We start from the raw sequence: 24,005 nt of genomic DNA, 5'->3' as shown, positions 1-24,005 counted from the left end.
GAAACGCGCAAGGTACTTGTCACAGGTGAACGGCTGCGCCTGGTCGAATGGTCGCGTCCCCGTCGTTACAGCGTCACCACGATCTTCCCGTGCACGTGGCCGCCCGCCTGCAGCGCGACAGCCTCCCGGATCCGGTCGAGCGGGAACGACGCCGCGATGGGCACGGTGACGGCTTCGGCGGCGACCAAGTCGGCGATGCGCTCCAGTGCGGCCGGGTCCGCGGCGAAGGCGCCCGTCGCGTGCACGCCCGGGAGCTGACGGTCCGCGGCGATGGTCGAGATTCGCGCCGGGGGCACGCCGAGCGCGAGGGCCGTCTCGGCGGTCTCCGTGCCGTGCAGGTCGGTCGCGGCGGTGATGCCGTCCGGGGCGAGCGCGCGTACCCGGTCCGCGAGGCCGGCGCCGTAAGTCACCGGCACGGCGCCCAGACGCTCCAGGAAGTCGAACGTTCCCGGGGACGCGGTGCCGATCACGGTCGCACCGGCCAGCCGGGCCAGCTGCACGGCCAGGACGCCCACACCGCCCGCGGCGCCGCCGATCAGGACGGTGTCCGACGGGCCGACCCGAATCGCATCGAGGGCAGCGGCCGCGGTGAGCCCGGGGGTGGGCAACGCCGCCGCAGTGGTGTCGTCGATGCCGTCGGGGGTGCGCAGCAACAGGTTCGGCGGCGCCAGCGGCACGCGCAGCACGACGTAGTCGGCGACCGCACCCACGAGCACCCCGCCGTACACGCGGTCGCCCGGGGCGAACTCGGTGACGCCCTGCCCGACCTCGTCCACGACGCCGGCGAGGTCGCAGCCGAAGCCGGACGGCCCGGTGATGCCGAACATGGCCGCGTGACGGGCGGAACCCGCGATCTGCCAGTCCATCGGGTTCAGGCCGGCCGCGCGGACGGCGACGCGGATCTCGCCAGGACCGGCGTGCGGTTCGGGAACCTCGCGCACCTGAAGCACTTCCGGCCCGCCGAACGCGTCACGGAGAACGGCCCGGCTCATGCCGCAGTCCCCGGTCCGGTGAGGGCCTGCTCGATGATCCGCCCGTACAGCCGGACCGACGCCGACCGCGGGAGCAGGTACTTCCCCGCCAGGTCGGCGAGGTTGTTCATCAAGCCGGGGATCACGTGCGCCTTCCGGCCGAGCTGCCGCAGTGCTGTGCGCGCGACCACCGCGGGGTCCATCTTGCGCCCGCCGAGCTTGCCGAAGTCGATGCCGACGGCGTTGTCCAGACCCTCGGTGCGCGTCGGGCCCGGCGAGACGACGAGGACGTCGACGTCGTGCTTCTTCCACTCGTGGTTCAGCGCCTGCCCGAGCGACAGCACATACGCCTTCACCGCGGCGTAGTTGGCCTGGAAGGGCACCGGGCTGGCCGCGAGGCTCGACGCCACCAGGATCAGGGCACCGCGACGGCGGCCGACGAACTCGCGCCCGAACCGGTGCGCCAGCCGCAGCGGCAGCGCCCCGTCCAGGGCCAGGACGTCCAGCTCGTCGGACAGCTCGTTGCTCACGAACGGGCCGGCGTGGAAGATGCCGGCGTTCGCGACGACGATCCCGATGTCCAGGCCGCTGACCTGTCGCGATAGCTCGTCCACAGCGCCGTCTTCAAGGAGGTCGAGCGCGACGACCAAGCTGTCGACGCCGTAGGCGCCGGAGAGCTCCGCGGCCAGCGCCTCGAGGCGGTCCTTCCGGCGCGCGACGAGGACGGGGGTCACGCCCGCGGCGGCCAGCTGCCGCGCGAACTGCTCGCCGATGCCGGAGGACGCTCCGGTGACGACCGCGTAGGCGCCGTAGGTGCGCAGGTCTTTCATGGTGGTTCCTGTCTGTGCCGGGGAACGCCCCGATTTCCGTGCAAGCGTTCCAGAATTCGTCCGCGACTCTATGACTTCTTGAACGTGCAGTCAAGAAGTCATAGACTGGGGACATGGCAAGGACAGGGCGGCCGAGAGCGTTCGACCCGGCGGAAGCGCTGGCCACGGCGCAAAGCATCTTCTGGGCGTCCGGCTACGGCGGAACCTCGATCCAGGCGCTCGTCGACGGCGTCGGACTCGAACGCGGGAGCCTCTATGCCGCGTTCGGCGACAAGCGCCGGCTGTACTTCGAGACGGTGAAGCTGTACTGGGCCGAGTACGAGAAGACGCTCCGGTCAGCGCTCGCGCAGGTCCCGCTGCTCCCCGCGTTGCGGGAGGTCCTGGTGATGCCCGCGCAACTCGGAACCGTTGCCTCCGACCCGCAGGCCCCGCACGGCTGCATGATGGGCAACACCATCGCCGAACTCGTCCCCCACGACGCCGAAGCCACCGCCCTCGTCACCGACGCGTTCGCCCGGTTCGCCGACTTGCTGATCGAGCCGCTCCGGCAAGCCCAGGAACGCGGGGAAGTCAGCACCGCCTCCCCACCCGAAGCGCAAGCGCAACTCCTGCTCGTCCTCGCCCAGGGCACCTCGCTCCTGGCGCGCACGGGAACCGACCCGGCGACCGCCACCGCCGCGATCGACGCCGCCTTCGCGGGACTCCACGCGGACGACTGAACAGGCGCGGCCTGCGCAGCACGGTGTGCGCCGGTCAGGCGCGCCGGGGGGTGGTGCGGCCGATTCCGGGTGCCGGCGACGCGGGTCTTCAGGTCACCGCCCGGCCGGCCGCGACCCGCTGGGCGCCGTCGCTTCGCTGAGCAGGCCGGCGAAATAGGCGGCCTGTTCCGCCGCGTCGGCCGCGGCCACCTCACCGGCCGCCACACTGGAAAACGTGCTGCGCAGATGACACGACAGGATCTGCTGAGCGACCGCGCGCAGGGCTCCCTGCACCGCGGCGAGCTGGATGAGCACGTCGCCGCAGGGCCGCTCCTCGGCGAGCATGCGTTCGACGCCCAGCACCTGCCCGGCTGCCCGCTTCAGACGTCGCCGCAGCGCGTCCTGTCCCGCCGTGGCGACGGTGGAGGTATCGCTCATGACGTCGCTCCCGTTCACCGGCTCGCCCCGCCGGGATCAGCGGTCCGCCCCGGAGTTGTGCAGCCGCAGGGTCTCCACGTCACGCCGGTAGGTCTGCTCGTCGATCTCACCGCGGGCGAACCGCTCGGCCAGCAGTTCCTCCGGGGACGGGCGGGCGCGGCCACCGAAACCGTTCCCGTGTTGCAGGACGCGGAACAAGACGATGCCCCCGATGATCACCAGTCCCCAGAACAGCACGTTGCCGACGGTCATGAGCGCGACGCCCCAGCCGCTCATCCCGTTTCCGTACCAGTACATCATCGTCGGGTCCCGCCCTTCCTCGATCCGGGGAACCGGGCCGTCAGTTCCGGCCGGCCGGGCCGCCCCGGCTCATGCCGGCCACCGCGCCGGCGACCCCGGTCAGCATGAGCACAATGGCGATCACCAGCAGCGGTGCGCACATCAGCAGCATCATCCAGCCGTGCCCGCGGCGCCGGTGCGATGTGCCCCCGTGTCCGGTGGCGTCTCGCGATCAGTGCTCATGGTCGTTTCCTTCCGCGCGGTACCGCCAGCGTGCGCCCGGGCCCCTGCGGGTGCGATGGGCCAAGGTCGCGTGCCGGGGGGCAGAAGGTCCCCGCCGCGGTCACGTCGTGACGCTGTCGCTGCGGGCGGGAACGGGGCGCTCGGTCTCCGGCGGCCCGGGTAGCCGGAGCCCGTTGAGCGCCAGCGCGTTGACGGCGACGATCAGGCTCGAGCCGGACATCGACAGGGCGGCGATCTCCGGGCGCAGCACGAGGCCGAAGGCCGGTTCGAACACGCCGGCGGCGATGGGCAGCGCGATGGCGTTGTACCCGACGGCCCAGCCGAGGTTCTGCCGCATCTTGCGCAGCGTGCCACGACCGATGCGCAGGGCGGCCGGCACGTCGAGCGGGTCGGAGCGCATCAGCACCACGTCCGCGGTCTCGATCGCGACGTCGGTGCCCGCGCCGATCGCGATGCCCAGATCGGCCTGTGCCAGGGCCGGTGCGTCGTTGACCCCGTCGCCGACCATCGCCACCCGGCGCCCCCCGGCCTGCAGTTCGGCGACCTTCGCGGCCTTGTCGCCGGGCAGGACCTCGGCGATGACGGTGTCGATGCCCAGCCGGGCGGCGATGCGGTCGGCGGTGGCCTGGTTGTCGCCGGTCAGCATGACCACCTCCACGCCCAGGTCGTGCAGGTCGGAGACGGCGGCGGCCGACGTTTCGCGCGGGGCGTCGGCGATGGCGATCACCCCGGCGGCCACACCGTCGACCGCGGCCACGATCGCGGTGCGCCCACCGGCAGCGAGCTGGTCCCGCCGGGCGGCCAGCGGCCCGAGCGCGACGCCCTCCCGCTCCAGCAGCCGCCGGTTGCCGACGACCACGCGATGCCCGTCGACCTGGGCGATCGCGCCGTGCCCTGGCACGTTCTCGAACCGCTCGGCGGCCGCCCGCGCGACGCCGGCGCGGTCGGCGTGGCGGACGATCGCCTGGGCCAGCGGGTGTTCGGATTCGCGTTCCACTGCCGCGACCAGCCGCAGCAGCGCGTGCTCGTCGTCGGCGACCACCTCGGTGACCTCGGGTTCGCCCTTGGTGAGGGTGCCGGTCTTGTCCATCACCACGACCTCGACGCGGGCCGAGGTCTCCAGCGCCATCGCGTTCTTGACCAGCACCCCGCGCCGGGCGCCGAGCCCGGTGCCGACCATGATCGCGGTCGGGGTGGCCAGGCCCAGCGCGTCGGGGCAGGTGACGACCACGACGGTGATGGCGAACAGGATCGCCGCGGAGAACGCCGCACCGGCCAGCAGCCACGCCGCGAGCGTGGCCGCGCCGCCGACCAGCGCGACCAGCACCAGCCAGAACGCCGCCCGGTCGGCCAGCCGCTGCCCAGGGGCCTTGGAGTTCTGGGCCTCCTGCACCAGCTTGACGATCTGCGCGAGCGCGGTGTCGGAACCGACCTTGGTCGCCCGCACCCGCAGCACCCCGTTGGTGTTGATCGTCGCCCCGATCACCGGCGAGCCGGGCGCCTTGTGCACCGGCAGGCTCTCGCCGGTGACCATGGACTCGTCGACCTCGCTCTCGCCGTCCGCCACCACACCGTCGACGGCGATCTTCGCGCCAGGCCGGACCAGTAGCAGGTCACCGGCCACGATCTCGGCCGTGGCGACCTCGACCTCCGCGCCGTCGCGGACCACCACCGCGTGGGGTGGGGCGAGGTCGAGCAGGGTGCGGATGGCGTCGTTGGCGCCGCCGCGGGCCCGCATCTCGAACCAGTGCCCCAGCAGCACGAACGCCGCCAGCACCGTGGCGGCCTCGTAGAACACCTCGCCCCCGCCGGACAGCGTGACCACCACCGAGTACAGCCATCCCGCGCCCACCGCGACCGCGACCAGCACCATCATGTCCAGGCTGCGGGCCCGCAGCGCCCGCACCGCGCCGTCGAAGAAGATCCAGCACGAGTAGAAGATCACCGGCAGGCTCAGCAGCAGCGACCACACGTCCGGCCGCCACCCGAACGGAACCGGCAGGTGCAGCCCGAACACCTCGGTGCCGATCGGCGACCACAGCAGGATCGGCACCGAGAACACCAGCGCCACCAGGAACCGGTTGCGCATGTCCGCCACCATCGCGGCCATCGACATCCCGGCTTGATCGCCGTGCTCCATCACCTCGGGCGAGCGCGGTTCACGCCCGGCGTGGCCGGGCTCCTCGAGCGGATCGCACACGTGGTTGGGCACCGACTGCCCCGCGCAGTGGTAGCCGCACTCCTGCACCCACCGCCGCAAGCCGGCCACCGAGGCGCGCGACGGGTCGAACGTCACGGTCGCCGTCTGCGCCACCGGGTTCGCCGCGACGTCGAGGACACCGGGCTGACGGCGCAGCCGGGCGTCGACCACGTTGCCCTCCGACGCGCGCAACAAACCGCTGACGTCCAGCACCACGTTCTCCGGCCGGACGCCGGTCACCGCGTGGTCACCGTGATCCACCGACGCCTCCCTCACGGCGGGGCCGCCGCGCCGCCACCGGCCACAATCCCTGTCCCGCCGGCGGCGTGGGCTCAGCCGAGCGTGAACGGGTCGCGCGTGCCGCCGCTCAGCTCGACCCACACCGACTTCGTCTGGGTGTAGGCCTCGATCGCGTCCACACCGTTCTCCCGGCCGATGCCGGACTGGCCGTAACCGCCGAAGGGGACACTGGGCGCCACGACCCGGTAGGCGTTGATCCACACCGTGCCGGCCCGGACCCTGGCCGCGACGCGGTGCGCCCGGTGCACGTCCTTGGTCCACACCGCGCCCGCGAGGCCGAACGCGGTGTCGTTGGCCAGTTCGACCGCCTCGTCCTCGTCGTGGAAGGTCAGGGTGGACAGCACCGGGCCGAAGACCTCCTCGCGCACGACCGTGGACTCCGGACCGACCCCGGTCAGCACGGTCGGTTTGACGAACAACCCGCCGAGCCCCGCGTCGGCGGCGCCGCCGTAGGCGATGGTCGCGCCTTCCTCCTGCGCGGTCTTCAGGTAGTGCATGACCTTGGCGTATTGGGGTGCGTTGGCGACCGGGCCCATCTCCGTGCCGGGGTCCATCGGGTCGCCGAGTGCGATCGTCGCGGCGCGGTCGGCCACCAGCCGCACCAGTTCGTCGTGCACCGACTCGTGCACGACCAGACGCGAGCCGGCCATGCAGGTCTGCCCCGTCGCGGCGAAGACCCCGGCGACGACACCGTTGGCCGCGGCGGCCAGGTCGGCGTCGGCGAAGACGATCTGGGGCGACTTCCCGCCCAGTTCCAGCGTCACCGGGTTGAGGTTGTCCGCCGCGGCGTGGGCGACGCGGCGCCCGGTGGCGGTGGAGCCGGTGAACGCGACCTTGTCGACGCCGGGGTGCCCGGCCAGCGCGGCACCCACCTGCGGGTCCTGGCTGGTGACGACGTTGACCACGCCGGGCGGGAACCCGGCCTGGTCGAACAGCTCCGCGAACGCGACGGTGGAGGCGGGGGCGTGTTCGGACGGTTTGACGACCACCGTGCAGCCGGCGGCGAGCGCGGGCGCGAGTTTCCAGGTGAGCAGCAGCAGGGGCGAGTTCCACGGCGTGATCGCGGCGACCACCCCGATGGGCTCCTTGCGGGTGTAGACGAGGTAGTCCGGGTTGGGCGCGGGGATCTGCCGTCCCTCGACCTTGTCGGCCAGGCCCGCGTAGTAGTGGAACCAGGAACTCAGCCCGGTCATCTGGCCGATCATCTCCCGGTACAGCTTGCCGGAGTCGCTGACCTCCAGCCGGGCCAGGCGTTCGGCGTTGCCGGCGATCACGTCCGCGGCCCGCCGCATCAGCCGGGCCCTGGCGAACCCGGTCGTGGCGCCCCACTCCCCCGTCAACGCCGACCGGGCGGCCGCGACCGCCGCGTCCACGTCCACCGGCGCGGCGTCGGCCAGCTCGGCCCACGCCTGGCCGGTGTAGGGGTTCACCGACCGGAACGTCGCCCCGGACGTCGCGTCGACCGGCTTGCCACCGATCACCAGCTTGAAACGCTCCAGCTCCGCCATCGGTCCGTCCTCGTCGACGAGTGCGTGACGTTGTCGTTCCACGGTAGGCGCGGCAGAGTCGGCGGGCCACCCTGAACCAACCCGGCGTGACAGTGGGGGTGCCGGTCTCGGCCGGCACCCCCGCCGGGTGAGGGCTGCTCAGACGGCCGCCGTCGCGTTCTCCCGGGTCAGCTCGAAGCCGGTGTATCCGGCGTCGGCAACCTCACACAGCTTCGCCCGGTAGGCGCCGAGCCCCGCGAGGTAGAACATCACGGCGTTCTTCTTCCCGGGGATGTTCGCCCCGAAGATCCACGAATCGGCCTTCGGGAACAGGGTCATGTCCGCGATCTCCGCACACTTGGCCGTCCACGCCTCCTCCGCGGCCGCGGTCGGCTCGACCGTCCGCACCCCGGTTCGCTCGGCGTGGCGGATCAGCTCGCCGATCCAGTCGACCTGGGTTTCGATGCTCGGCGGCAGGTTGGTGAACGGCCCGTTCGGCCCCAGGATCATGAACATGTTCGGGAAACCGGCGGTGGACACGCCGAGGTAGCTGGTCGGCCCGCCGGTCCAGTGCTCGCTGATGTGCCGCCCACCGCGGCCGCGCAGGTCCATCGCCCGGTAGTTGCCGTCGACCGCGTCGAACCCCGTGGCGAACACCAGGACGTCGAGTTGGTGCTCGGTCCCGTCGGCGGTGCGCACGCCGGCCGGGGTGATCTCGCGGATCGGGTTCTCCTTGATCGAAACCAGCTCGACGTTGTCCCGGTTGTAGGTCTCGTAGTAGCCCTCGTTGCACAGCGGGCGCTTGGCGTAGAGGTCGGTCGGCGTGAGCTTGCGCGCGGTCTCCGGGTCGTGGACGATCTCGGCGATCTTGGCACGGATGAACGCCGCGGCGGCCGCGTTCGCTTCCGGGTTCGTGGCGATGTCGCAGAACGTGCCGAACATGAACCGGAAGCCGTTGCCCTTGTCCCAGGCTTCCTGGAACACCTTGCGACGTTCCTCTTCGGACACGCTCATCGCCTCGACGCCGCTCTCCTCGAACCCGAACGCGACGACGGAGTTGCGGACCTGGTCCCAGATGGCGTCGAAGTTCTCCTTGGTGCGGTCCACTTCGGTCTGGTCCACCGGACCGTTGCCGGACGGCACACAATACTGCGGCGAACGCTGGAAGACGGTGAGGTGACTCGCCGTCTTCGCGGCCGCGATGATGAACTGGGTGCCGGTCGACCCGGTGCCGATCACCCCGACGCGCTTGCCCGTGATGTCCAGGTCGTCCGGCCAGGCGTTGGTGTGCACCAGGCGGCCGGCGAAGCCGTCCCGACCCGGGATGTCGGGGATGTTGCTCTTGGCCAGCAGGCCGAGCGCGTTGACCAGGTAGCGCGCCGTGGTGGTCTCCCCGGTGGCGGTGGTGACCGTCCACAGGTCGCTCTCCTCGTCGAAGACCGCGCCGGTCACCTCGGTGTTCAGCCGGATGTCGCGGCCGAGGTCGAAACGCTCGACGACGTGCTCGAGGTAGGCGAGCACGTCCGCCTGCTCCAGGTAGCGGGTCGTCCAGTTCCACTCCCGCAGCAGATCCTTGTCGAAGGAGTAGCGGTAAACGAAACCCTCGGTGTCGGACTTGGCGCCCGGGTACCGGTTGAAGTACCAGGTGCCGCCGACGCCGCCGCCCTTCTCGAAGGCCGTGACGGACAGGCCGAGTTCGTTGCGCAGCTTGTGCAGCATGTAGATGCCGCCGAATCCGGCGCCGATGACGATCGCGTCGACGTCCGGGGTACGGGTGGTGCTCATGGTCGCTCCTTGGAGTCGGGGACGGGCGCGGCTCAGCCGCGGTACCACTTCGCGATGGCGGCGATCTCCGCGTCGGCCTCGGGCGCGTTGCCGGCCAGGAACGGGAAGACGTGCTGCATGGCCTCGCCGATCGACAGGGTGACGTCGACGCCCGCCGCCTCGGCCTTCGCCGCGACCCGGGTGGCGTTGTCGAGCAGGGATTCGGCCGAGCCGGCGTTGACGTAGAGCCGGGGGAAGCCGGTGAAGTCGGCGTACAGCGGGTTCGCCAGCGGCGTGCGCGGATCGATCTTGCCGTCCGCGAGCACGCCGGCGATCATGCCGTCGAGCAGCGGCACGCTGATCAGGGCGTCGGTCGCGTCGTTGGTCACCAGCGTCTCGCCGGAGTTCTCCATGTCCAGCCACGGTGAGAACGCGATCACCCGCCCCGGCAGGGGCAGGCCCCGCTCCCGCAGCGCCAGCGGGATGGCGATGGCGAGGTTCCCGCCCGCCGAGTCGCCGACCGTGGTGATGTCCTGCGGGCGGACGCCCCGCTCGGTCAGTGCCGTGAACGCCGCGACACCGTCCTCGACCTGGGCGGGGTGGGGGTGCTCGGGCGCCCGCCGGTAGTCGAGGACGAACGCGGTGACGCCGGCGGCCTTGGCCACGTGCGCGGCCAGCTTGCGGTGGCTGGACGCCGAGCCCACGGCGAAGCCGCCACCGTGGGTGTACAGCATCACCTGGGAGCGGTCCGCGCCGGCCGGCAGCGCCCAGATTCCGGGCATGCCGCCGACGGTGTCCTCGCGGTAGGTGACGTCCTCGGGCTCCCGCGTGGGCTGGTGCCACTCGTCGAAGATGCTGCGGAACAGACGCGTGGTCAGGCCCGGCGTGGTGGCGATGATGCCCGCCCAGTCCGCGTAGAGCGCGCGCAGGGCGTCCGCTCCCGCCGAGGTGCCCGGCGGGCGGGTCGATGGCGCCGTTGTCATCTGGTTCCTCCTCGAACTCGTCAGGGGCCGTGCGGTGGCCGCTGTGGGGTGGGACTCACTGTGGCGAGCGGGCGGCGCCGCCGGTTGTTCCGTTTCGGAACGATCACGGGTGTTCCAGAACGGAACACCGCACGCGGTCGCGGTGGCGGCTACGGTGTGTCCGGACAGCTCGGGACGGACTACGAGGCAACGATGCGTCGAGACGACATCCCCCACTTGCCGGACCTGTCGCGGGACCAGCGGGAACGGATCCGCCGCACCCGGGAGGCGCTCGTCCGCGGCGGACTGCTCGCCGCGCCGCCGGGTCGCAGCGGCGTGCCGCGGCACATCGAGCAAAGCTGGCGGCGATGTGTGGGCGAGGCGGTGCCGGTCACGCCCGACCACGTCGACTACCGCGAACCGGAGGACAACCGGACGACGCTGAGCCGCGCCGCCGAGCCGGTGCTGGAACGACTGAAGGACAGCCTTGCCGACGTGCCAGTGGCCATGGTGCTGTCCGACGCCACCGGCCGGATCGTGGCGCGCCACGCCGCGGTGCGCCGTCAGCGCGAGGTGATGGACCGGGCACGGGCCGCCGAAGGGTTCGACTACTCGGAACGATCGATCGGCACGAACGGCATCGGCACGGTGCTCGTCGAACGCCGCCCCGTGCTGGTTCGCGGCCCCGAGCACTACAACGCCCTGCTCGAGGACCTCACCTGCGCCGGCACCCCGATCATCGAGCCCGGCACTGGCCGCGTCATCGGCTCGTTCTCGCTGGCCTGCTCGACGCGCGACGTCCACCCGCTGATGGCGGTGATGGCCGGGGACATCGGACGCCAGATCGAGGCGCGGGTCCTGGACGAGGCCGGGGACCGGCGCCGCCGGCTCGTGCACGCCTACCTGTCCCTGGACCGGGCGAACACCGCCACACTCGTCGTCGACGAGGACACCGTGCTCGCCAACCGCCTCGGGCTCAGCCACACCGGGCCGGAATTGCACCCGTTGCTGTGGCGGTACCTGAGCGAACACGGCCCGGACCGGACCCGGCGCATGCGGGTGCCACTCGCCGACGGCCCGCACGACGCCCTGGTCGAACCGATCCGGGACGCCGGCAAAGTCGCCTACAGCGTGAAACTGTTGTCCCGGCACCCGAGCCCGCCGGCAGGCGGCGGCGCCACCGGCGCGGTCACCCCGCCCGTGGTCGGTGACCTGCTGCACTTCGACGACCAGGTCAACCGGCAACTCGAGACCGCCGTCCGGCACCGCGAACTGATCGCCCTGACGGGGCCGAGCGGCACCGGGAAGCTCCGCACCGCACTGCGCGTGCTGGGCCGGCAAGGCGCCCCTGATCCGCTCGTCGTCGAACCCCACCTGGAGCCCGGCTGGTTCGGGGACGCCGCGGCGGCTGTCGCGGACGGACGCGGCCTGGTGATCCGCAGGATCCACCACGACCCCGTCCCCTCGGTGGCGCAGGTGCGGGCCCTCGCCGCACCGGGGGTCCCGCTCGCGTTCACCGCGGACCTCGACGCCGCCGGCGACGCGGCAGTCGGCCTGGTGCGGCAGGTCGCCACCACCGTGCGGCTGCCGGCCCTCGCGCACAGCCTCGAACACCTGCCCGCGCTGGTCCGGACCATGCTCGCCGAACTGCCGGAACCGGAATCGGCGACCACGTTCGCCGCGCCGACGTGGGACCGGCTGATGTCCTGGCACTGGCCGGGCAACCTCGCCGAACTCCGCAACACCGTGGCCTTGCTCGCCCGCCGCGCCTGCGGAGGCACCGTCGACGTCGACGACCTGCCCGACGAGCTGCGCACGCCCCGGCGCTCGCTGAGCCTGCTGGAGTCCGCCGAGCGCACGGCGGTGGTCGAAGCGCTGCACGCCGCGGGCGGCAACCGCAGCCGCGCGGCCCAGGCGCTCGGCATCGGCCGCAACACCCTTTACCGCAAGATGCGGGAGTTCGGGATCACCTGAGCGGACCACCCGGCCGGCAGCCCGTCGACGAGCTGCCGGCCGGGACCGGACTCACGCGCGGACGCGCGGGATCCGGACCAGCTTCTTGTTGGCGAACTCGCTGATGCCCAGCTCGGACAGCTCCCGCCCGACGCCCGACCGCTTCACGCCGCCGAACGGCAGATCCGGTGAGCTCTTGCTCGTGCCGTTGATCCACACCATGCCGCATTCCAGGTCCCGGGCCAGCGCGCGGGCCCGCTGGACGTCGGCGGTGTAGATCGAGGCCGCCAGCCCGTACGGCGACTCGTTCGCCAGCGCGACCGCCTCCTCCGCCGATCCGGCCTGGTGCACCACGGCGACCGGACCGAACAGCTCCTCGGAGTAGGCCCGCATCCCGGGCGTCACGTCCGTGAGCACCGTGGGCTCGTACCAGGCGCCGGGACCGTCACCGCGGCGGCCGCCGGTGTGCAACGTCGCCCCCTTCGCCAGCGCGTCCGCCACCTGCTCTTCGAGGTCGTCCACCACCTGGTGCGAGGACAGGGGCCCCAGCCGGGTCGCCGGGTCGGCGGGCTCCCCCGGCCGCCACTGCCGCATCCTGGCGACGAACTTGTCCAGGAACGCGGCGTAGACGTCCGCCAGCACGATGAACCGTTTGGACGCGGTGCACGCCTGGCCGCCGTTGAACAGGCGGCCGCCGACCGCGTCGTCGACCGTGCTGTCCAGGCTTTCGCCGTCGAGCACGATGAACGGGTCGGAACCGCCGAGTTCGAGCACGTACTTCTTCAGGTGGCGGCCGGTGATCTCAGCGACCGCGGAACCGGCACGTTCGGAGCCGGTCAGGGACACGCCCTGCACTCGTGGGTCGCCGATGAGGTGCGCGATCTGCCCGCTGTCGGCGAACAGATTGACGTAGGCCCCGTCCGGCGCGCCGGCCTCGGCGATGAGGGCCTCGACCGCCAAGGCGGCCTGCGGGCAGTTCCGCGCGTGCTTGAGCAGGATCGTGTTGCCGAGCACCAGGTTCGGCGCGGCGAACCGCGCCACCTGGTAGTAGGGGAAATTCCACGGCATGATCCCCACCAGCACACCGATCGGCTCGGTGCGCACGACCGCTTCGCCGCCGCCCGCGACGTCCAGCTGCCGATCCGCCAGGAACCGCGCGCCGTGCTCGGCGTAGTACTCGTAGATGGACGCGACCAGCGCGACCTCACCCTTCGCCTGGGTGATCGGCTTCCCCACCTCCAGGGTCAGGATCGCGGCGAGTTCGTCCGCCCGCTCCCGGTGCAGCTGCGCGATGCGCCGCAGCAGGGCCGCGCGCTGCCCGGTTGGCACCTCGCGCCACGACCGGTAGGCGGCGTGCGCCCGGGCCAGGGCGTGCTCCACCTCCTGGTCGGAGGCCGCCGGGAACTCCTTGACGAGCTCGCCGGTCGCCGGGTTGATGGTGCGGTAACCGCTCATGGTCTCCTCGTTTCGGTGCGCCGGGTCATGGCGAGCATGCGGCAGGACGGACACCACCGAGGTGTTCCGAATCGGGACACCTCCCGGCCGTGGCCGCGCTGGTACCAAAGATCCACCGGCCAGTTCCCGATATGAGGTGGAAGAACATGCACGCGTTCGCGGTCACCGGAGAAGGCTCCGACGTCACCGACGTGGAAGTGCCGACTCCGGAGCCAGGCGGCCACGAGGTTCTCCTCAGGGTCGAACGGTCCGGCGTCTGCCACACCGACACGCACCTGCGTCAGGGCTTCTACGACCTCGGCGGTCGCGGCAGCCTCCGGCTGGCGGACCGCGGCATGACGTATCCGCTGGTGATGGGGCACGAGGTGGTCGGCACGGTGGTGCGCATCGGCGACCAGGTGACCGGGCACCGCCCGGGCGACATGCGCCTGGTGTACCCGTGGATCGGGTGCGGCGAGTGCACCGAGTGCGGGCACGGACGGGACAACCACTGCGCGGCAGGCCGGAACCTCGGTGTCGCCCGGCATGGCGGCTACGCCGAGTACATCCTGGTGCCCGACGAGAAGTACCTGGTCGGGATCGAGGGGCTCGATCCGGGCTGGGCTGCCACGCTGGCGTGTTCCGGCCTGACGGCCTTCAGCGCCGTCCACAAAGTACTCCCGCTGCCCCCGGACGAGCCGGTGGTCGTGATCGGCGCGGGCGGCGTCGGGCTCACCGCTATCGCGACCCTGAAAGCCCTGGGCCACGCGGCCATCTGCGCAGTCGACCTGTCGGCGGCGAACCTGGCGGTCGCGGCGGACATGGGCGCCACCGCCACCGTGGTGGCCACTCACGGCGCCACGAGCAAGGACATCCTCAGGGCGTGCGGTGGCCCCGTGGCGGCGGCGATCGACTTCGTCAACAACGGGGCCACCGCCACCGCGGCCTTCGACGCCCTCCGCAAGAACGGGCAGCTCGTCCAGGTAGGACTGTTCGGTGGCGAGCTGACCGTGCCCACCGCGCTGATGGCCCTGAAGATGATCACGATTCGCGGCAGTTTCGTCGGCACCCCGGCCGAGCTGTCCGCGCTCGTGGACCTGGCCCGGCGCGGCGCGCTGCCGCACATCCCCGTCATCGACGCTCCCCTCACGGCCGACTCCGTGCGCGAGGCCCTGGACAGGCTGGCGAACGGCGGCGTGGGCGGCCGGATCGTGCTCCGCGCGGCGGGTTTGCCGCGTGGATCCTGAAGCGCGCTCCACCCGAGGCCACCGGTGGTCGGCTACGATGGTCGGTTTCCGACTGGGGAGGTGCGTCATGGCGGTGCTCGACGACGTTCGCGCGCTCGGCACGGAACTCGAGCGCTCCTATCCGGTCTACGTGCGCGGCCGGCTGAAGTTCCGCGTCGGGCAGATCGTCTACGTCGCCTTCTCGCACGACGAGACGGTGATGGAGTTCGCGTTCCCGAAGGAGGAACGCGCCGCGCTCGTCGCGGGCGAGCCGGAGAAGTTCCGGCTCCCCGCGCAGTCGGACATGCGGTTCAACTGGGTCCACGCCGTGCTCGCCGCGCTGGAACCGGCCGAGGCCCGCGAGCTCGTCGTGGACGCGTGGCGCATGGTGGTGCCCCAGAAGGTCTCCCGCGCCTACGACCTCGCCCATCCCGGCGGTCCGGGCTGAGTCCCCGAAGGCACCTCTTGCATTGCCGGCCTGCGCCGCAGGACCGCTCGCAGGATCTTGCCCGACGCGGATTTCGGGATGACGTCGAGGAATTCCACGCGCCGCACCTTCTTGTGCGGTGACACCCGCGCCGCGACGTAGCTCATGACCTCCGCGGCGTCCAGCCGGGCGCCGGGGCGGCGGACCACGAACGCCTTCGGGATCTCCTCCCCCTCCTCGTCCGGCACGCCGACCACCGCGGCGTCGTCGATTCCCTCGTGGGTCAGCAACAGCGCCTCCAGTTCGGCGGGCGGCACCTGGTAGCCCTTGTACTTGATCAGCTCCTTCACCCGGTCGACGATGGTGAACACGCCGTCTTTCGTCACAGTCGCGATGTCGCCGGTGTGCAACCAGCCGTCGGCGTCGAGGGTGGCCGCCGTCGCCGCCGGGTTGTTCAGGTAGCCGGTCATCACGTTCGGGCCGCGCACCCACAGCTCGCCCCGGTCGGCGTCCCGCCCGGCGGAGTCCACGAGCCGGCATTCGACGTTGGGCAGCGCGTACCCGACGCTCGCCGGGTCGATGTCCGGCCGGTCCTCGGGAATGGCGTGCGAGACCGGCGACATCTCGGTCATCCCGTAGCCCTGCAGGATCTTGCAGTCCAGCCGGTTCGCGACCGCGCGCGCCAGCTCGCCGTCCAGGGGCGCCGCGCCGCTGAACACCAGCTCCACACTGGACAGATCGGCCCCGTCGACAAGCGGGCTCTTCGCCAGCAGCAGCACGGTGGGTGGCGCGAGGTAGAGCTTGGTGACGCGGTGCCGCTCGATCAGCCGGAGCATGCCGGCCAGGTCGAACCGCGGCATCGTGACCAGCGGAACCCGCTGATGCAGCGCGTGGTTCATCAGCACGGTCATCCCGTAGATGTGGAACAACGGCAGCACCGCCAGCAGCACCGTCGAGGGCGCGGTGCGGCCCATGCGGGAGAACTGCAGCACGTTGGCCACCAGGTTCCGGTGCGTCAGCACGACACCCTTGGCGCGGCCGGTGGTGCCGGAGGAGTACGGCAGCACCGCGATGTCGCCGGGCCCGGTCACCAGCGGCGCCGGCTCCCCGCCGGGCAGCGTGTCGAGGCGCGGGCGCCCCGGCGCGTCGTCCAGCGTCAGGACCTCCTCAATGCCGGCCTTCGCCGCGGCGGTCTCGGCGACGTCGAGCAGGTCCGCGGTGGTGACCAGCAGGCGGGCGCCGGAATCGGCCAGCTGGTGCGCCAGTTCATCGGCTGTATACAACACGTTCGCGCTGGTCACGACCGCGTTGGCGCGCAGGATGCCGTGGAACGCGGCGACCCACTCCGGCGAGTTGGGCGCGAACAGCCCGACCACCGAGTCCCGGCCGATGCCGCGGCCGTGCAGACCGGCGGCGATGCGGCGGACCGACTCGTCCAGCTCCCGCCGGGTCGTGATCCGTCCCTCGGGGTCGATCAGGGCGGGCGCGCCGGACGGTTCGCCGGAGAACAGCAGCTCGGTGAGCGTGACGTCCGGGATGTCGATGTCCGGGAACGGACTGCGGATGATCATCAGACGGGCAGCCGATCGCGACCGGTCTCGCGCAGGGTCAGCACCGTGATCAGGCCGACCACCGCCACGCCGAGCACCCAGAACGCGGGTGACATCGGGTTGCCGGTGCTCTCCACGAGCTGCGCCGCGACGTAGGGGGCCGACCCGCCGGCGATGATCGTGCCGACGTTGAAGCCCAGCGCCACCCCGGTGTAGCGGATGCGGCGCGGGAACAGCTCGGTGAACTGCGGGAACGCCGGCACCTGCGCCAGCCCGTTGACCGCCATGTAGACCACGTAGATCACGGTGACGACCACGATGCTGGAGGTGGCGCCGAGCAGCGCGAACGCGGGCCAGGCGAGCACCAGGTAGGCGACGTAGGCGGTGGTGAGCACGGGTTTGCGCCCGAAGCGGTCGGTGAGCATCCCGGCGAGCGGGTAGGTGGCGCAGGCCAGCGCGATCCCGATCGCCGACGCCCAGTACACGGCCTGCTTGCCGAATCCCTGCGTCTGGATCAGGTAGGTGGAGAAGTAGGTGAGCCCGATGTAGCCGGTGCCGTTCATGGCGATCGCGATGCCGACGACGCGCAGCACGGACAGCGGCTTTTCCTTCACCACGGCGAGCAGCGGGCTGCGCACGACCTCGGAGCGCTGCGCCATCTCCGCGAACTCCGCGGTGTCCTCCAGCCGCACCCGCACCCACAGGCAGATCACGGCCAGCGGCAGCGAGATCAGGAACGGCACGCGCCATCCCCACGCCGACATCTGCTCGGTGGTGGTCACCGCGGTCATCAGCCCGACGACCGCGGCGGCGACGGAGAACCCGAGTGTGGAACCGACCGGGGTGAGCGAGCCGAACAGGCCGCGCTTGCCCGGCGGCGCGGACTCGGCGACGTAGGTCGCGGCGCCGCCGATCTCGCCGCCTGCCGAGAAGCCCTGCGCGAGCCGGACGAGCACCAGCAGCACCGGCGCGATCACCCCGGCCGAGGCGTAGCTGGGCAGGATCCCCAGCACGCCGGAGAACACGCCCATCGTCACGACGGTGACGACGAGGGCGTGCCGCCGTCCGCGGCGGTCGCCGAGCCTGCCGAAGAACCAGCCGCCCAGCGGCCGCATCACGTAGGCCGAGCCGAACACGGCCAGGGTCAGCAGCACCGACACGGCGGGCTGGTCGCTGGGGAAGAACAGCGGCCCGAGGGTGACCGCGAGGAAGGCGTAGACGCTGAAGTCGTAGTACTCGATCAGTGTGCCCACGCCGCCGGCGATCGCGGCGCGGCGCGCGGACGGGGTGCTGGTTTTGGCGGAGGTGCCTGCGCGGGTGGTGGTGTCGGCCATGTTCGGCTCCTCGTTGAGCGGTGGGGGCGGTTCTCAGGTGCGGGCGTGTTCGGCGAGCAGCAGCTTGAGCGATCCGCCCGCTTCGATGACGCGGACGACCCGCGCGCTGGGCGGGGTGCCGTGCAGGACGCGGCCGTCGCCGAGGTCCACGGTGGCCGCGCGCCAGTCCAGGGCGATGGCGTCGCCCGTGGTGACGGCGGTGGCGATGCCGGGCACGGTGATCAGCGGGACGCCGTTGTAGGTTTCGCCGCGCCAGAAGCCCGGGGAGAACGATTCGGCGATCACCGCGGCGATCCCGAGGTCGCGCAGCGCGACCATCGGCGGGTAGTGCGGGTGGCCGTAGCCGAAGTTGCGGCCGCCGACTATGACGTCGCCGGGCCGGACGCGGTCGGCGAACCCGGGGTCGTAGGCCCGCATCACCTTGCCGCGCAGGAAGTCCGCGTCGTAGGACTTGATGTTTTCCACACCGATCACCAGGTCGATGTCGAAGTCGTCGCCGAAGACCCAGGCGACCCGGCCGCGGATGACGTCCGGCGGGGGCGGGTAGTCCCGCGCGGCGCTCACGAGCGCGACACCTCTTCGGCGGAGCTGATGGCGCCCGCGACCGCGCTCGCGGCGACGGTGAAGGCCGATCCCAGGTAGATGTTGGCCTGGGTGCTGCCCATCCGGCCGGAGATGTTGAGCACCCCGGTGGAGATGCAGTTCTCGCCGTCCTGCAACGGTTTCTGGTAGCCGAAGCAGAAGTCGCAACTGGACCGGGCGATCTTCGCCCCGGCGGCGCGCAGCACGTCGAACAGGCCTTCCTCCTCGGCCTGGCGGTGCACCGCCTCGGAGGTCGGGACGACGTTGAGCTCGACGCCGGGCGCGACCTGCCGCCCGTCGAGGACGAGCGCGGCCGCGCGGATGTCCTCGATCCGGCCGCTGGCGCAGGATCCGATGAACGCCTTGGTCACCGGGGTGCCGGCGAGTTCGGCGGCGTCGCGGGTGTTGGCGGCGCGGGCGGAACCGGGCAGCACGACCCGGGGACGAACCTGCGACAGGTCGTAGGAGTGCACGGCGACGTAGTCGGCGTCGGCGTCCGGCTGCTGCGGGGTGAACCCGGTGCGGGCGACCCGGCGCGCGTAGGCCAGCGCCGCCTCGTCCGGTTCGAACACCGCCGACACCGCGCCGGTGAACATCGCCATGCCGCACAGGCCCTGCCTGCGGTCGATGGACATCGCCCGCGCGCCCGGCCCGGCGTACTCCATGACCTGGTGGGCGCAGCCGTCGGCGCCGTGGTCGGCGATGATCTGGTGCACCAGGTCGCGGCTGTCCACGCCGGGCGCGAACTCGCCGGTCAGCTCGAACCGGGTGGTGGCGGGCACGTCGAGGAAGATCTGCCCGGACACCCACGCTTCCAGCAGGTCGCGGCGCACGCCCCAGCCGAGCGCGCCGAACGCGCCCGCGCCGGAGATGTGGCCGTCGAAGTGGATGAGGAAGTTGCCGGGCAGGGCGTAGCCGAGTTCGGCCATGACCTGGTGGCCGATGCCGCGCGCCTCGTGCAGTTCGATGCCGTAGAACTCGCACCAGTCGCGGGTGACCTGGTGGACCTGCTGTTCCTTGTCGTTGCCCTTGGTGAGCATGTGGTCGATGAACACGACGTAGCGGCCGGGCTCGTCGAGTTCGCGGATGCCGAAGTCGTCGTGCATCTGGCGGAACATGACGTCGGTGTAGCCGGGGAAGTCGTAGGCGATCATGTAGTCGGGGCGCACGGGCAGGCTCTCCCCCGCGCGGACGCTGTCGCGGCCGGCCGCGCGGGCGAGGATTTTTTCGGCGATCGTGTGGCCCATCTCAGACCGCCGCCGGCAGGTACTTGTGCTGCTGGCGCTCGATCTCGTCCATGCCGATGAGGGCGACGAAGTCGTGGTGTGGCAAGGCATCCGCGCTCACCTCGGCGGGCGGCTCCCCCGCGGCGAGGCGGCGCAGCGTGGCTTGTGCGGCTCCGGTGACGGCCATCAGGATCTGGGTCGGCAGCAGCGCGATGCGCACGCCGATCTGCTCCATGACCTCGGGGGTGAATTCGCGTTCGGTCCACGCGGATGCGGTGAGGGTGGCCATCAGCGGGACGCCGACGGTTTCGTGGCAGCGCGCCCATTCCTCGACGCTGGCGAAGGTCTTGGTGACCGGCATGATCAGGTCGGCGCCGGCGCGGACGTAGGCTTCGGCGCGGCGCAGGGCCTCTTCGCCCCTGGCGTCGGTGCGGGCGATGACGAGCATGTCCCCCGCCGCGTCCTTGACGGCGCGGACCTTCCCCTCGGCCTCGGCGAGGTCGGTCAGCTCGACCTCGGCGCCGGGGATGAGCGGGCAGCGTTTGGGCGAGCGCTGGTCTTCGAGGAACACCGCCGACACCCCGGCGTCGGCGAAGCGCCGGGCGGTGCGGGCGGCGTTGACGGCGTTGCCGTAGCCGGTGTCGATGTCGGCGATCAGCGGCAGGCCGCTGGCTTCCCGGATGGTCCGGACGGCGGTCAGGTTCTCCGACATCGTGTACAGCTCCGCGTCGGGGTAGCCGAGCGCGGCGGAGATCGCGAAGCCCGAGGCGCACAGCGCGGAGAAGCCCGCCTGTTCGGCGAGGCGGGCGGTGAGCCCGTCCCAGACACCGGGGGCGAACACCAGACGGTCGGAGATCATCTCGCGCAGTTCCACAACTCACCTCTCTGTGTATCGTGATGCGATACGCGTTCCGAAACTGTGCGCGAGAGGGGCAGGGCATGTCAAGACGTGCTTCGCCGCCGGTGGATAACCTGGGGCGAACCGGGCGGGCGATGGAGGAGGTGCCGGTGGCCGAAGCGGTGCCCGAGGGCAACGGGACCCGGGAGACCGTCACCGCGGTCCTGCGGGCGTGCCAGCTGCTCGGCCAGTTCGGCCCGGACCGGCCGGTGATCACGCTCGCCGAGCTGACCGCGGCGAGCGGGCTGAACAAGCCGACGGTGCACCGGCTGATGAGCTCGTTCGTCGAGGCCGGATGGGTGCATCGCGACCACGCCGGGGCATACCGGATCCAGATGCCGGTGTTCACGATCGGCGCGGCCGCGCTCGCCGAGTTCGACCTGCGCGAGTCGGCGCGGCCGGTGCTGGAGGAGCTGGCGGGGCGGTTCGGGGACACCGCGTTCCTGATGGTTCCCGCCGACGCCGGCGCCGTGTGCATCGACCGGGTCGAGGGCGGCAAGCCGCTGGTGCTGGCCGCGATCGGGATCGGCGCGGTGCTGCCCTACCACGCGGCGGCGGCGCCGGTGGCGATGGCGGCGTTCGACCCGGAACTGCGGGCCCGCGTCCTGGACGGGCCGCTGCCCGCCTTCACCGCGACAACCCATTCCGACCGGGACGAGCTGGCGGCCTACCTCGACCAGGTGCGGGCCGAGGGCGTGTCGTTCAGCCGGGACGACTACCTGGACGGGGTGTCCGCGGTGGCCGCCCCGGTCCTGGGCGCGAACGACTCGCTGGTGGCGACCCTCAGCCTCGGCGGCCGGAGCGAGGACTTCACGGGCGCCGAGGGCGAGGCGCGAGCCACCGCCGTGCGCGATGCCGCAGCGGCCCTGAGCCGCCTGGTGACCGCGGCGCGGATCTGAGGCCGCGCCGCCATGGCGTAGGTGCTCGCCCGTTCCAGGAGACGCCGCGCCCCTGGGCCGCGTATTACCGGCTGATCCCTTCGGCGAGGGAGGTCGCCCGCGCGAGGCGGTGATCGGTGGTGAGGACCCTGGTGTGCAGCAGGTCCACAAGCACCGACGCGTCCAGGACCGCGATCTCCGCCGGCGCGTCACTCATCCTCGGCACCGGCCAGCTCCGCGCGGGCGCCGTCCAAGGCCTCGACAGCAGCCTCGTGCGGGACTGTTCGCCGCGGCGACGGGAGGGCGTCCAGCCAGGCGTCCGTGGCGCGGCGTTGCGCTCGTCCGCAATCGCCGCCTGCACCAGCGCGGATACGTTCAGGTCCGCGGCCCCCACGCCGTGGGCGTGCCGGCCGCGGGGGTCACCGGGTCGGGCCTGGTGCCTTGCCGGTGACCCGCGGCACCGGGCATCCTGGGTGCGCGGCAACGGGGCGGCGGAGGTGAGGCGGGATGGCTGCTGGACCGACACTGATCGGCTCCGTACAGCGGGCACTGCACCTGCTCGACGCGGTCGGCGCGAGCGAACGGCCGGTCACGGCCAAGGCGCTGGCCCGCGGTGTCGGTCTCCCCCTGCCGACGACCTACCACCTGCTGCGCACCCTGCTGCACGAGGGTTACCTCCGCAAACTCGATGACGGCTACGTGCTCGGCGAGCAGGTCGGCGCGCTGCGCAAGCACAACTCGCTGCACGCGTTGCTGCCCAAGATCCGGCCGGTGCTGCGCGCGCTGCGGGACGAGGTCCGTGGCGCGGCCTACCTGTCGCTGTACTCCGGCGGCGAGATCAAGCTGATCGACATCGTCGACGCTCCCGAGCTGCCCGCGGTGGACCTGTGGGTGGGTGTGCAGGAGGCGGCGCACGCCACCGCGTTCGGCAAGTGCATCCTGTCGTGCCTGGACCCCGAGGCGCGGCGCGACCACCTCTCGCGGTACCGGCTCGCCGACCTCACCCCGCACACCATCACCGACACGCGAGTGCTGGAGCAGCGGCTGGCCGAGGGCGGCGGGGTCTTCAACGACCGCGAGGAGTACCTGCTGGGCACGGCCTGCCTGGCCACCCCGGTGCGCGCGCCCGGGGTGGTCGGTGCGGTGGCGATCTCGCTGCCGGCGCGCCGGCTGCCGGCGGTGGAGCCGGTGTCCCTGGAGCGGGCGTCGCGGCGGGTGTCCCGTGCCTTCGCGCTGCTGTCCTGATCTGCGGAAACCGGCGTTTATCACCATCTGAAATCCGCACCGTTGTCCGCGGCCCGCGCCCGCCGCGACAGTGTCTCCCACACCGATTGGGAGGTCACATGGAACCGGAGGACAGGCTGGGCCTGTACCGCATGATGGTCCTGATCCGCACCTACGAGGAGACGATCCTCCGCGAGTACCACGCGGACAAGAAACCCGTGTTCGACATCGGCGCCGGGCTCATCCCGGGCGAGATGCACCTCTCCGCCGGGCAGGAACCGGTCGCCGCCGGGGTGTGCGCGCACCTGAGCGCCGACGACGCCGTCACCGCCACCCACCGGCCCCACCACTTCGCCATCGCGCACGGGGTGGACCTGCAGAAGATGACGGCCGAGATCTTCGGCCGGGTGGACGGTCTCGGCCGGGGCCGTGGCGGGCACATGCACCTGTTTGACACCGCGACGCACTTCTCGTGCTCGGGCATCATCGCCGAGGGTTATCCGCCCGCGGTGGGGCAGGCGCTGGCGTTCCAGCGGCGCGGCACCGACCGGGTCGCGGTCGCCGTCACCGGTGAGGGCGCGGCGAACCAGGGCGCGTTCCACGAAGCGCTCAACCTGGCGGCGCTGTGGAAGCTGCCGGTGGTGTTCGTGGTGGAGGACAACGACTGGGGCATCTCGGTGCCGCGCAGCGCTTCGACGTGCGTGACGTCGAATGCCGTGCGGGCCGCCGGTTACGGCATTCCCGGTCACCGGGTCGAGGACAACTCGGTGGAGGCGGTGCACGAAGTCGCGGGCGAAGCGGTGGCGAGGGCGCGCGCCGGCGAGGGGCCGAGCCTGATCGAGGTGCACACGCTGCGGCTGTGGGGGCACTTCGAGGGCGACGCGCAGGGCTACCGGTCCGATCTGGAGGGTGTGCCGGGCCGCGATCCGCTGCCCACCTACGAGAAGGAGCTGCTCGCCGCGGGCGTGCTGGACGACGCCGCGGTGTCGTCGATCGCCGCGCAGGCCCGTGACCGCGTCGAGGCTGCGGTCGCGTTCGCCAAGCGCAGCCCCGAGCCCGACCCGGACACCGCGCTGGACTTCGTGTTCGCGCAGGCCTGAT

At 71.9% G+C, this 24,005-nt stretch carries 22 protein-coding genes; 7 read left to right on the top strand and 15 right to left on the bottom strand.

The window, feature by feature from the left end; genetic code table 11:
• Positions 1 to 65: 65 nt before the first annotated feature.
• Positions 66 to 992 carry an NADP-dependent oxidoreductase gene (locus ACCP09_RS13675; protein ID WP_433746449.1) on the bottom strand — a complete coding sequence of 309 codons (927 nt, stop codon included), beginning with the start codon at positions 990 to 992 and terminating at the stop codon, positions 66 to 68.
• Complete coding sequence (locus tag ACCP09_RS13670) at positions 989 to 1,801, bottom strand: SDR family NAD(P)-dependent oxidoreductase (RefSeq protein ID WP_378362646.1); 813 nt, start codon at positions 1,799 to 1,801, stop codon at positions 989 to 991. Before ACCP09_RS13670 ends, ACCP09_RS13675 begins: the two co-directional genes overlap by 4 nt.
• A gap of 113 nt (positions 1,802 to 1,914) precedes the next feature.
• On the opposite strand from ACCP09_RS13670, the gene ACCP09_RS13665 reads away from it, so the two are divergent.
• On the top strand, positions 1,915 to 2,520 hold the full coding sequence (locus tag ACCP09_RS13665) for a TetR/AcrR family transcriptional regulator (RefSeq protein ID WP_433746446.1): 606 nt from the start codon (positions 1,915 to 1,917) through the stop codon (positions 2,518 to 2,520).
• Positions 2,521 to 2,613: 93 nt separating this feature from the next.
• On the opposite strand, the gene ACCP09_RS13660 is transcribed toward ACCP09_RS13665, so the two are convergent.
• The 6 genes from ACCP09_RS13660 to ACCP09_RS13635 all read right to left on the bottom strand — a co-directional run bounded on the left by ACCP09_RS13660 (position 2,614) and on the right by ACCP09_RS13635 (position 10,193).
• A complete protein-coding gene (locus ACCP09_RS13660) occupies positions 2,614 to 2,937 on the bottom strand; it encodes a metal-sensitive transcriptional regulator (protein ID WP_433746443.1) in 324 nt (107 codons plus the stop codon).
• 36 nt (positions 2,938 to 2,973) lie between these two features.
• Positions 2,974 to 3,213 carry an SHOCT domain-containing protein gene (locus tag ACCP09_RS13655; protein ID WP_433746440.1) on the bottom strand — a complete coding sequence of 80 codons (240 nt, stop codon included), beginning with the start codon at positions 3,211 to 3,213 and terminating at the stop codon, positions 2,974 to 2,976.
• A gap of 346 nt (positions 3,214 to 3,559) precedes the next feature.
• Positions 3,560 to 5,920 carry a heavy metal translocating P-type ATPase gene (locus ACCP09_RS13650; RefSeq protein ID WP_433746437.1) on the bottom strand — a complete coding sequence of 787 codons (2,361 nt, stop codon included), beginning with the start codon at positions 5,918 to 5,920 and terminating at the stop codon, positions 3,560 to 3,562.
• Between the two features lie 71 nt (positions 5,921 to 5,991).
• Complete coding sequence (locus tag ACCP09_RS13645) at positions 5,992 to 7,467, bottom strand: aldehyde dehydrogenase (protein WP_378362652.1); 1,476 nt, start codon at positions 7,465 to 7,467, stop codon at positions 5,992 to 5,994.
• Between the two features lie 138 nt (positions 7,468 to 7,605).
• Entirely contained in the window at positions 7,606 to 9,231 is a 1,626-nt protein-coding gene (locus tag ACCP09_RS13640; protein WP_433746434.1) for a flavin-containing monooxygenase, read from the bottom strand.
• A gap of 32 nt (positions 9,232 to 9,263) precedes the next feature.
• A complete protein-coding gene (locus ACCP09_RS13635; protein ID WP_433746431.1) occupies positions 9,264 to 10,193 on the bottom strand; it encodes an alpha/beta hydrolase in 930 nt (309 codons plus the stop codon).
• A gap of 192 nt (positions 10,194 to 10,385) precedes the next feature.
• On the opposite strand from ACCP09_RS13635, the gene ACCP09_RS13630 reads away from it, so the two are divergent.
• Positions 10,386 to 12,146 carry a sigma-54-dependent Fis family transcriptional regulator gene (locus ACCP09_RS13630; protein WP_433746428.1) on the top strand — a complete coding sequence of 587 codons (1,761 nt, stop codon included), beginning with the start codon at positions 10,386 to 10,388 and terminating at the stop codon, positions 12,144 to 12,146.
• A gap of 51 nt (positions 12,147 to 12,197) precedes the next feature.
• Here ACCP09_RS13630 and ACCP09_RS13625 read toward each other — a convergent pair whose 3' ends face one another.
• On the bottom strand, positions 12,198 to 13,580 hold the full coding sequence (locus ACCP09_RS13625; RefSeq protein WP_433746425.1) for an NAD-dependent succinate-semialdehyde dehydrogenase: 1,383 nt from the start codon (positions 13,578 to 13,580) through the stop codon (positions 12,198 to 12,200).
• Between the two features lie 146 nt (positions 13,581 to 13,726).
• Here ACCP09_RS13625 and ACCP09_RS13620 point away from each other — a divergent pair, with 146 nt between their 5' ends.
• Both ACCP09_RS13620 and ACCP09_RS13615 read left to right on the top strand, forming a co-directional pair.
• Positions 13,727 to 14,806, top strand: coding sequence for an alcohol dehydrogenase (locus ACCP09_RS13620; protein WP_433746422.1), 1,080 nt, complete (start codon positions 13,727 to 13,729; stop codon positions 14,804 to 14,806).
• 67 nt (positions 14,807 to 14,873) lie between these two features.
• Positions 14,874 to 15,233: an MmcQ/YjbR family DNA-binding protein gene (locus tag ACCP09_RS13615; protein WP_433746420.1), complete on the top strand. Its 360-nt coding sequence runs from the start codon at positions 14,874 to 14,876 to the stop codon at positions 15,231 to 15,233.
• Here the strand turns inward: ACCP09_RS13615 and ACCP09_RS13610 are convergent.
• From ACCP09_RS13610 to ACCP09_RS13590, 5 genes are read right to left on the bottom strand one after another with little or no spacing between them, the layout of a single operon-like run.
• The gene (locus ACCP09_RS13610) at positions 15,200 to 16,783 is read right to left on the bottom strand and encodes an AMP-binding protein (protein ID WP_433746417.1); all 1,584 of its coding nucleotides are present in this window, start codon (positions 16,781 to 16,783) and stop codon (positions 15,200 to 15,202) included. The two genes, ACCP09_RS13615 and ACCP09_RS13610, sit on opposite strands and share 34 nt — an antisense overlap.
• Positions 16,783 to 18,096, bottom strand: coding sequence for an MFS transporter (locus ACCP09_RS13605; protein WP_433746414.1), 1,314 nt, complete (start codon positions 18,094 to 18,096; stop codon positions 16,783 to 16,785). Before ACCP09_RS13605 ends, ACCP09_RS13610 begins: the two co-directional genes overlap by 1 nt.
• Before the next feature lie 33 nt (positions 18,097 to 18,129).
• On the bottom strand, positions 18,130 to 18,660 hold the full coding sequence (locus tag ACCP09_RS13600) for a 3-isopropylmalate dehydratase (RefSeq protein ID WP_400987042.1): 531 nt from the start codon (positions 18,658 to 18,660) through the stop codon (positions 18,130 to 18,132).
• Positions 18,657 to 19,925: a 3-isopropylmalate dehydratase large subunit gene (locus ACCP09_RS13595; protein WP_027929091.1), complete on the bottom strand. Its 1,269-nt coding sequence runs from the start codon at positions 19,923 to 19,925 to the stop codon at positions 18,657 to 18,659. The genes ACCP09_RS13600 and ACCP09_RS13595 overlap by 4 nt, the downstream gene beginning before the upstream one ends.
• A gap of 1 nt (position 19,926) precedes the next feature.
• Complete coding sequence (locus ACCP09_RS13590) at positions 19,927 to 20,778, bottom strand: isocitrate lyase/PEP mutase family protein (RefSeq protein WP_433746410.1); 852 nt, start codon at positions 20,776 to 20,778, stop codon at positions 19,927 to 19,929.
• Between the two features lie 134 nt (positions 20,779 to 20,912).
• On the opposite strand from ACCP09_RS13590, the gene ACCP09_RS13585 reads away from it, so the two are divergent.
• On the top strand, positions 20,913 to 21,701 hold the full coding sequence (locus ACCP09_RS13585; protein WP_433746407.1) for an IclR family transcriptional regulator: 789 nt from the start codon (positions 20,913 to 20,915) through the stop codon (positions 21,699 to 21,701).
• A 64-nt stretch (positions 21,702 to 21,765) separates the two neighbouring features.
• Here the strand turns inward: ACCP09_RS13585 and ACCP09_RS13580 are convergent, their stop codons facing one another.
• Positions 21,766 to 21,897, bottom strand: a complete 132-nt coding sequence (locus ACCP09_RS13580; RefSeq protein ID WP_267283875.1) for a hypothetical protein — start codon at positions 21,895 to 21,897, stop codon at positions 21,766 to 21,768.
• Between the two features lie 290 nt (positions 21,898 to 22,187).
• Between ACCP09_RS13580 and ACCP09_RS13575 the strand changes: the two genes are divergently transcribed.
• Entirely contained in the window at positions 22,188 to 22,925 is a 738-nt protein-coding gene (locus ACCP09_RS13575) for an IclR family transcriptional regulator (RefSeq protein WP_123686314.1), read from the top strand.
• 98 nt (positions 22,926 to 23,023) lie between these two features.
• The gene (locus ACCP09_RS13570; RefSeq protein ID WP_433746402.1) at positions 23,024 to 24,004 is read left to right on the top strand and encodes a thiamine pyrophosphate-dependent dehydrogenase E1 component subunit alpha; all 981 of its coding nucleotides are present in this window, start codon (positions 23,024 to 23,026) and stop codon (positions 24,002 to 24,004) included.
• The last annotated feature ends 1 nt before the right edge of the window (position 24,005 follow it).

Origin of the sequence: Amycolatopsis sp. 3B14 (assembly GCF_050958625.1) — a bacterium.
Lineage (GTDB): Bacteria > Actinomycetota > Actinomycetes > Mycobacteriales > Pseudonocardiaceae > Amycolatopsis_E > Amycolatopsis_E thermoflava.
The sequence above is the reverse complement of the archived record's forward strand: the minus strand, read 5'-3'. Positions and strand labels throughout refer to the sequence as shown.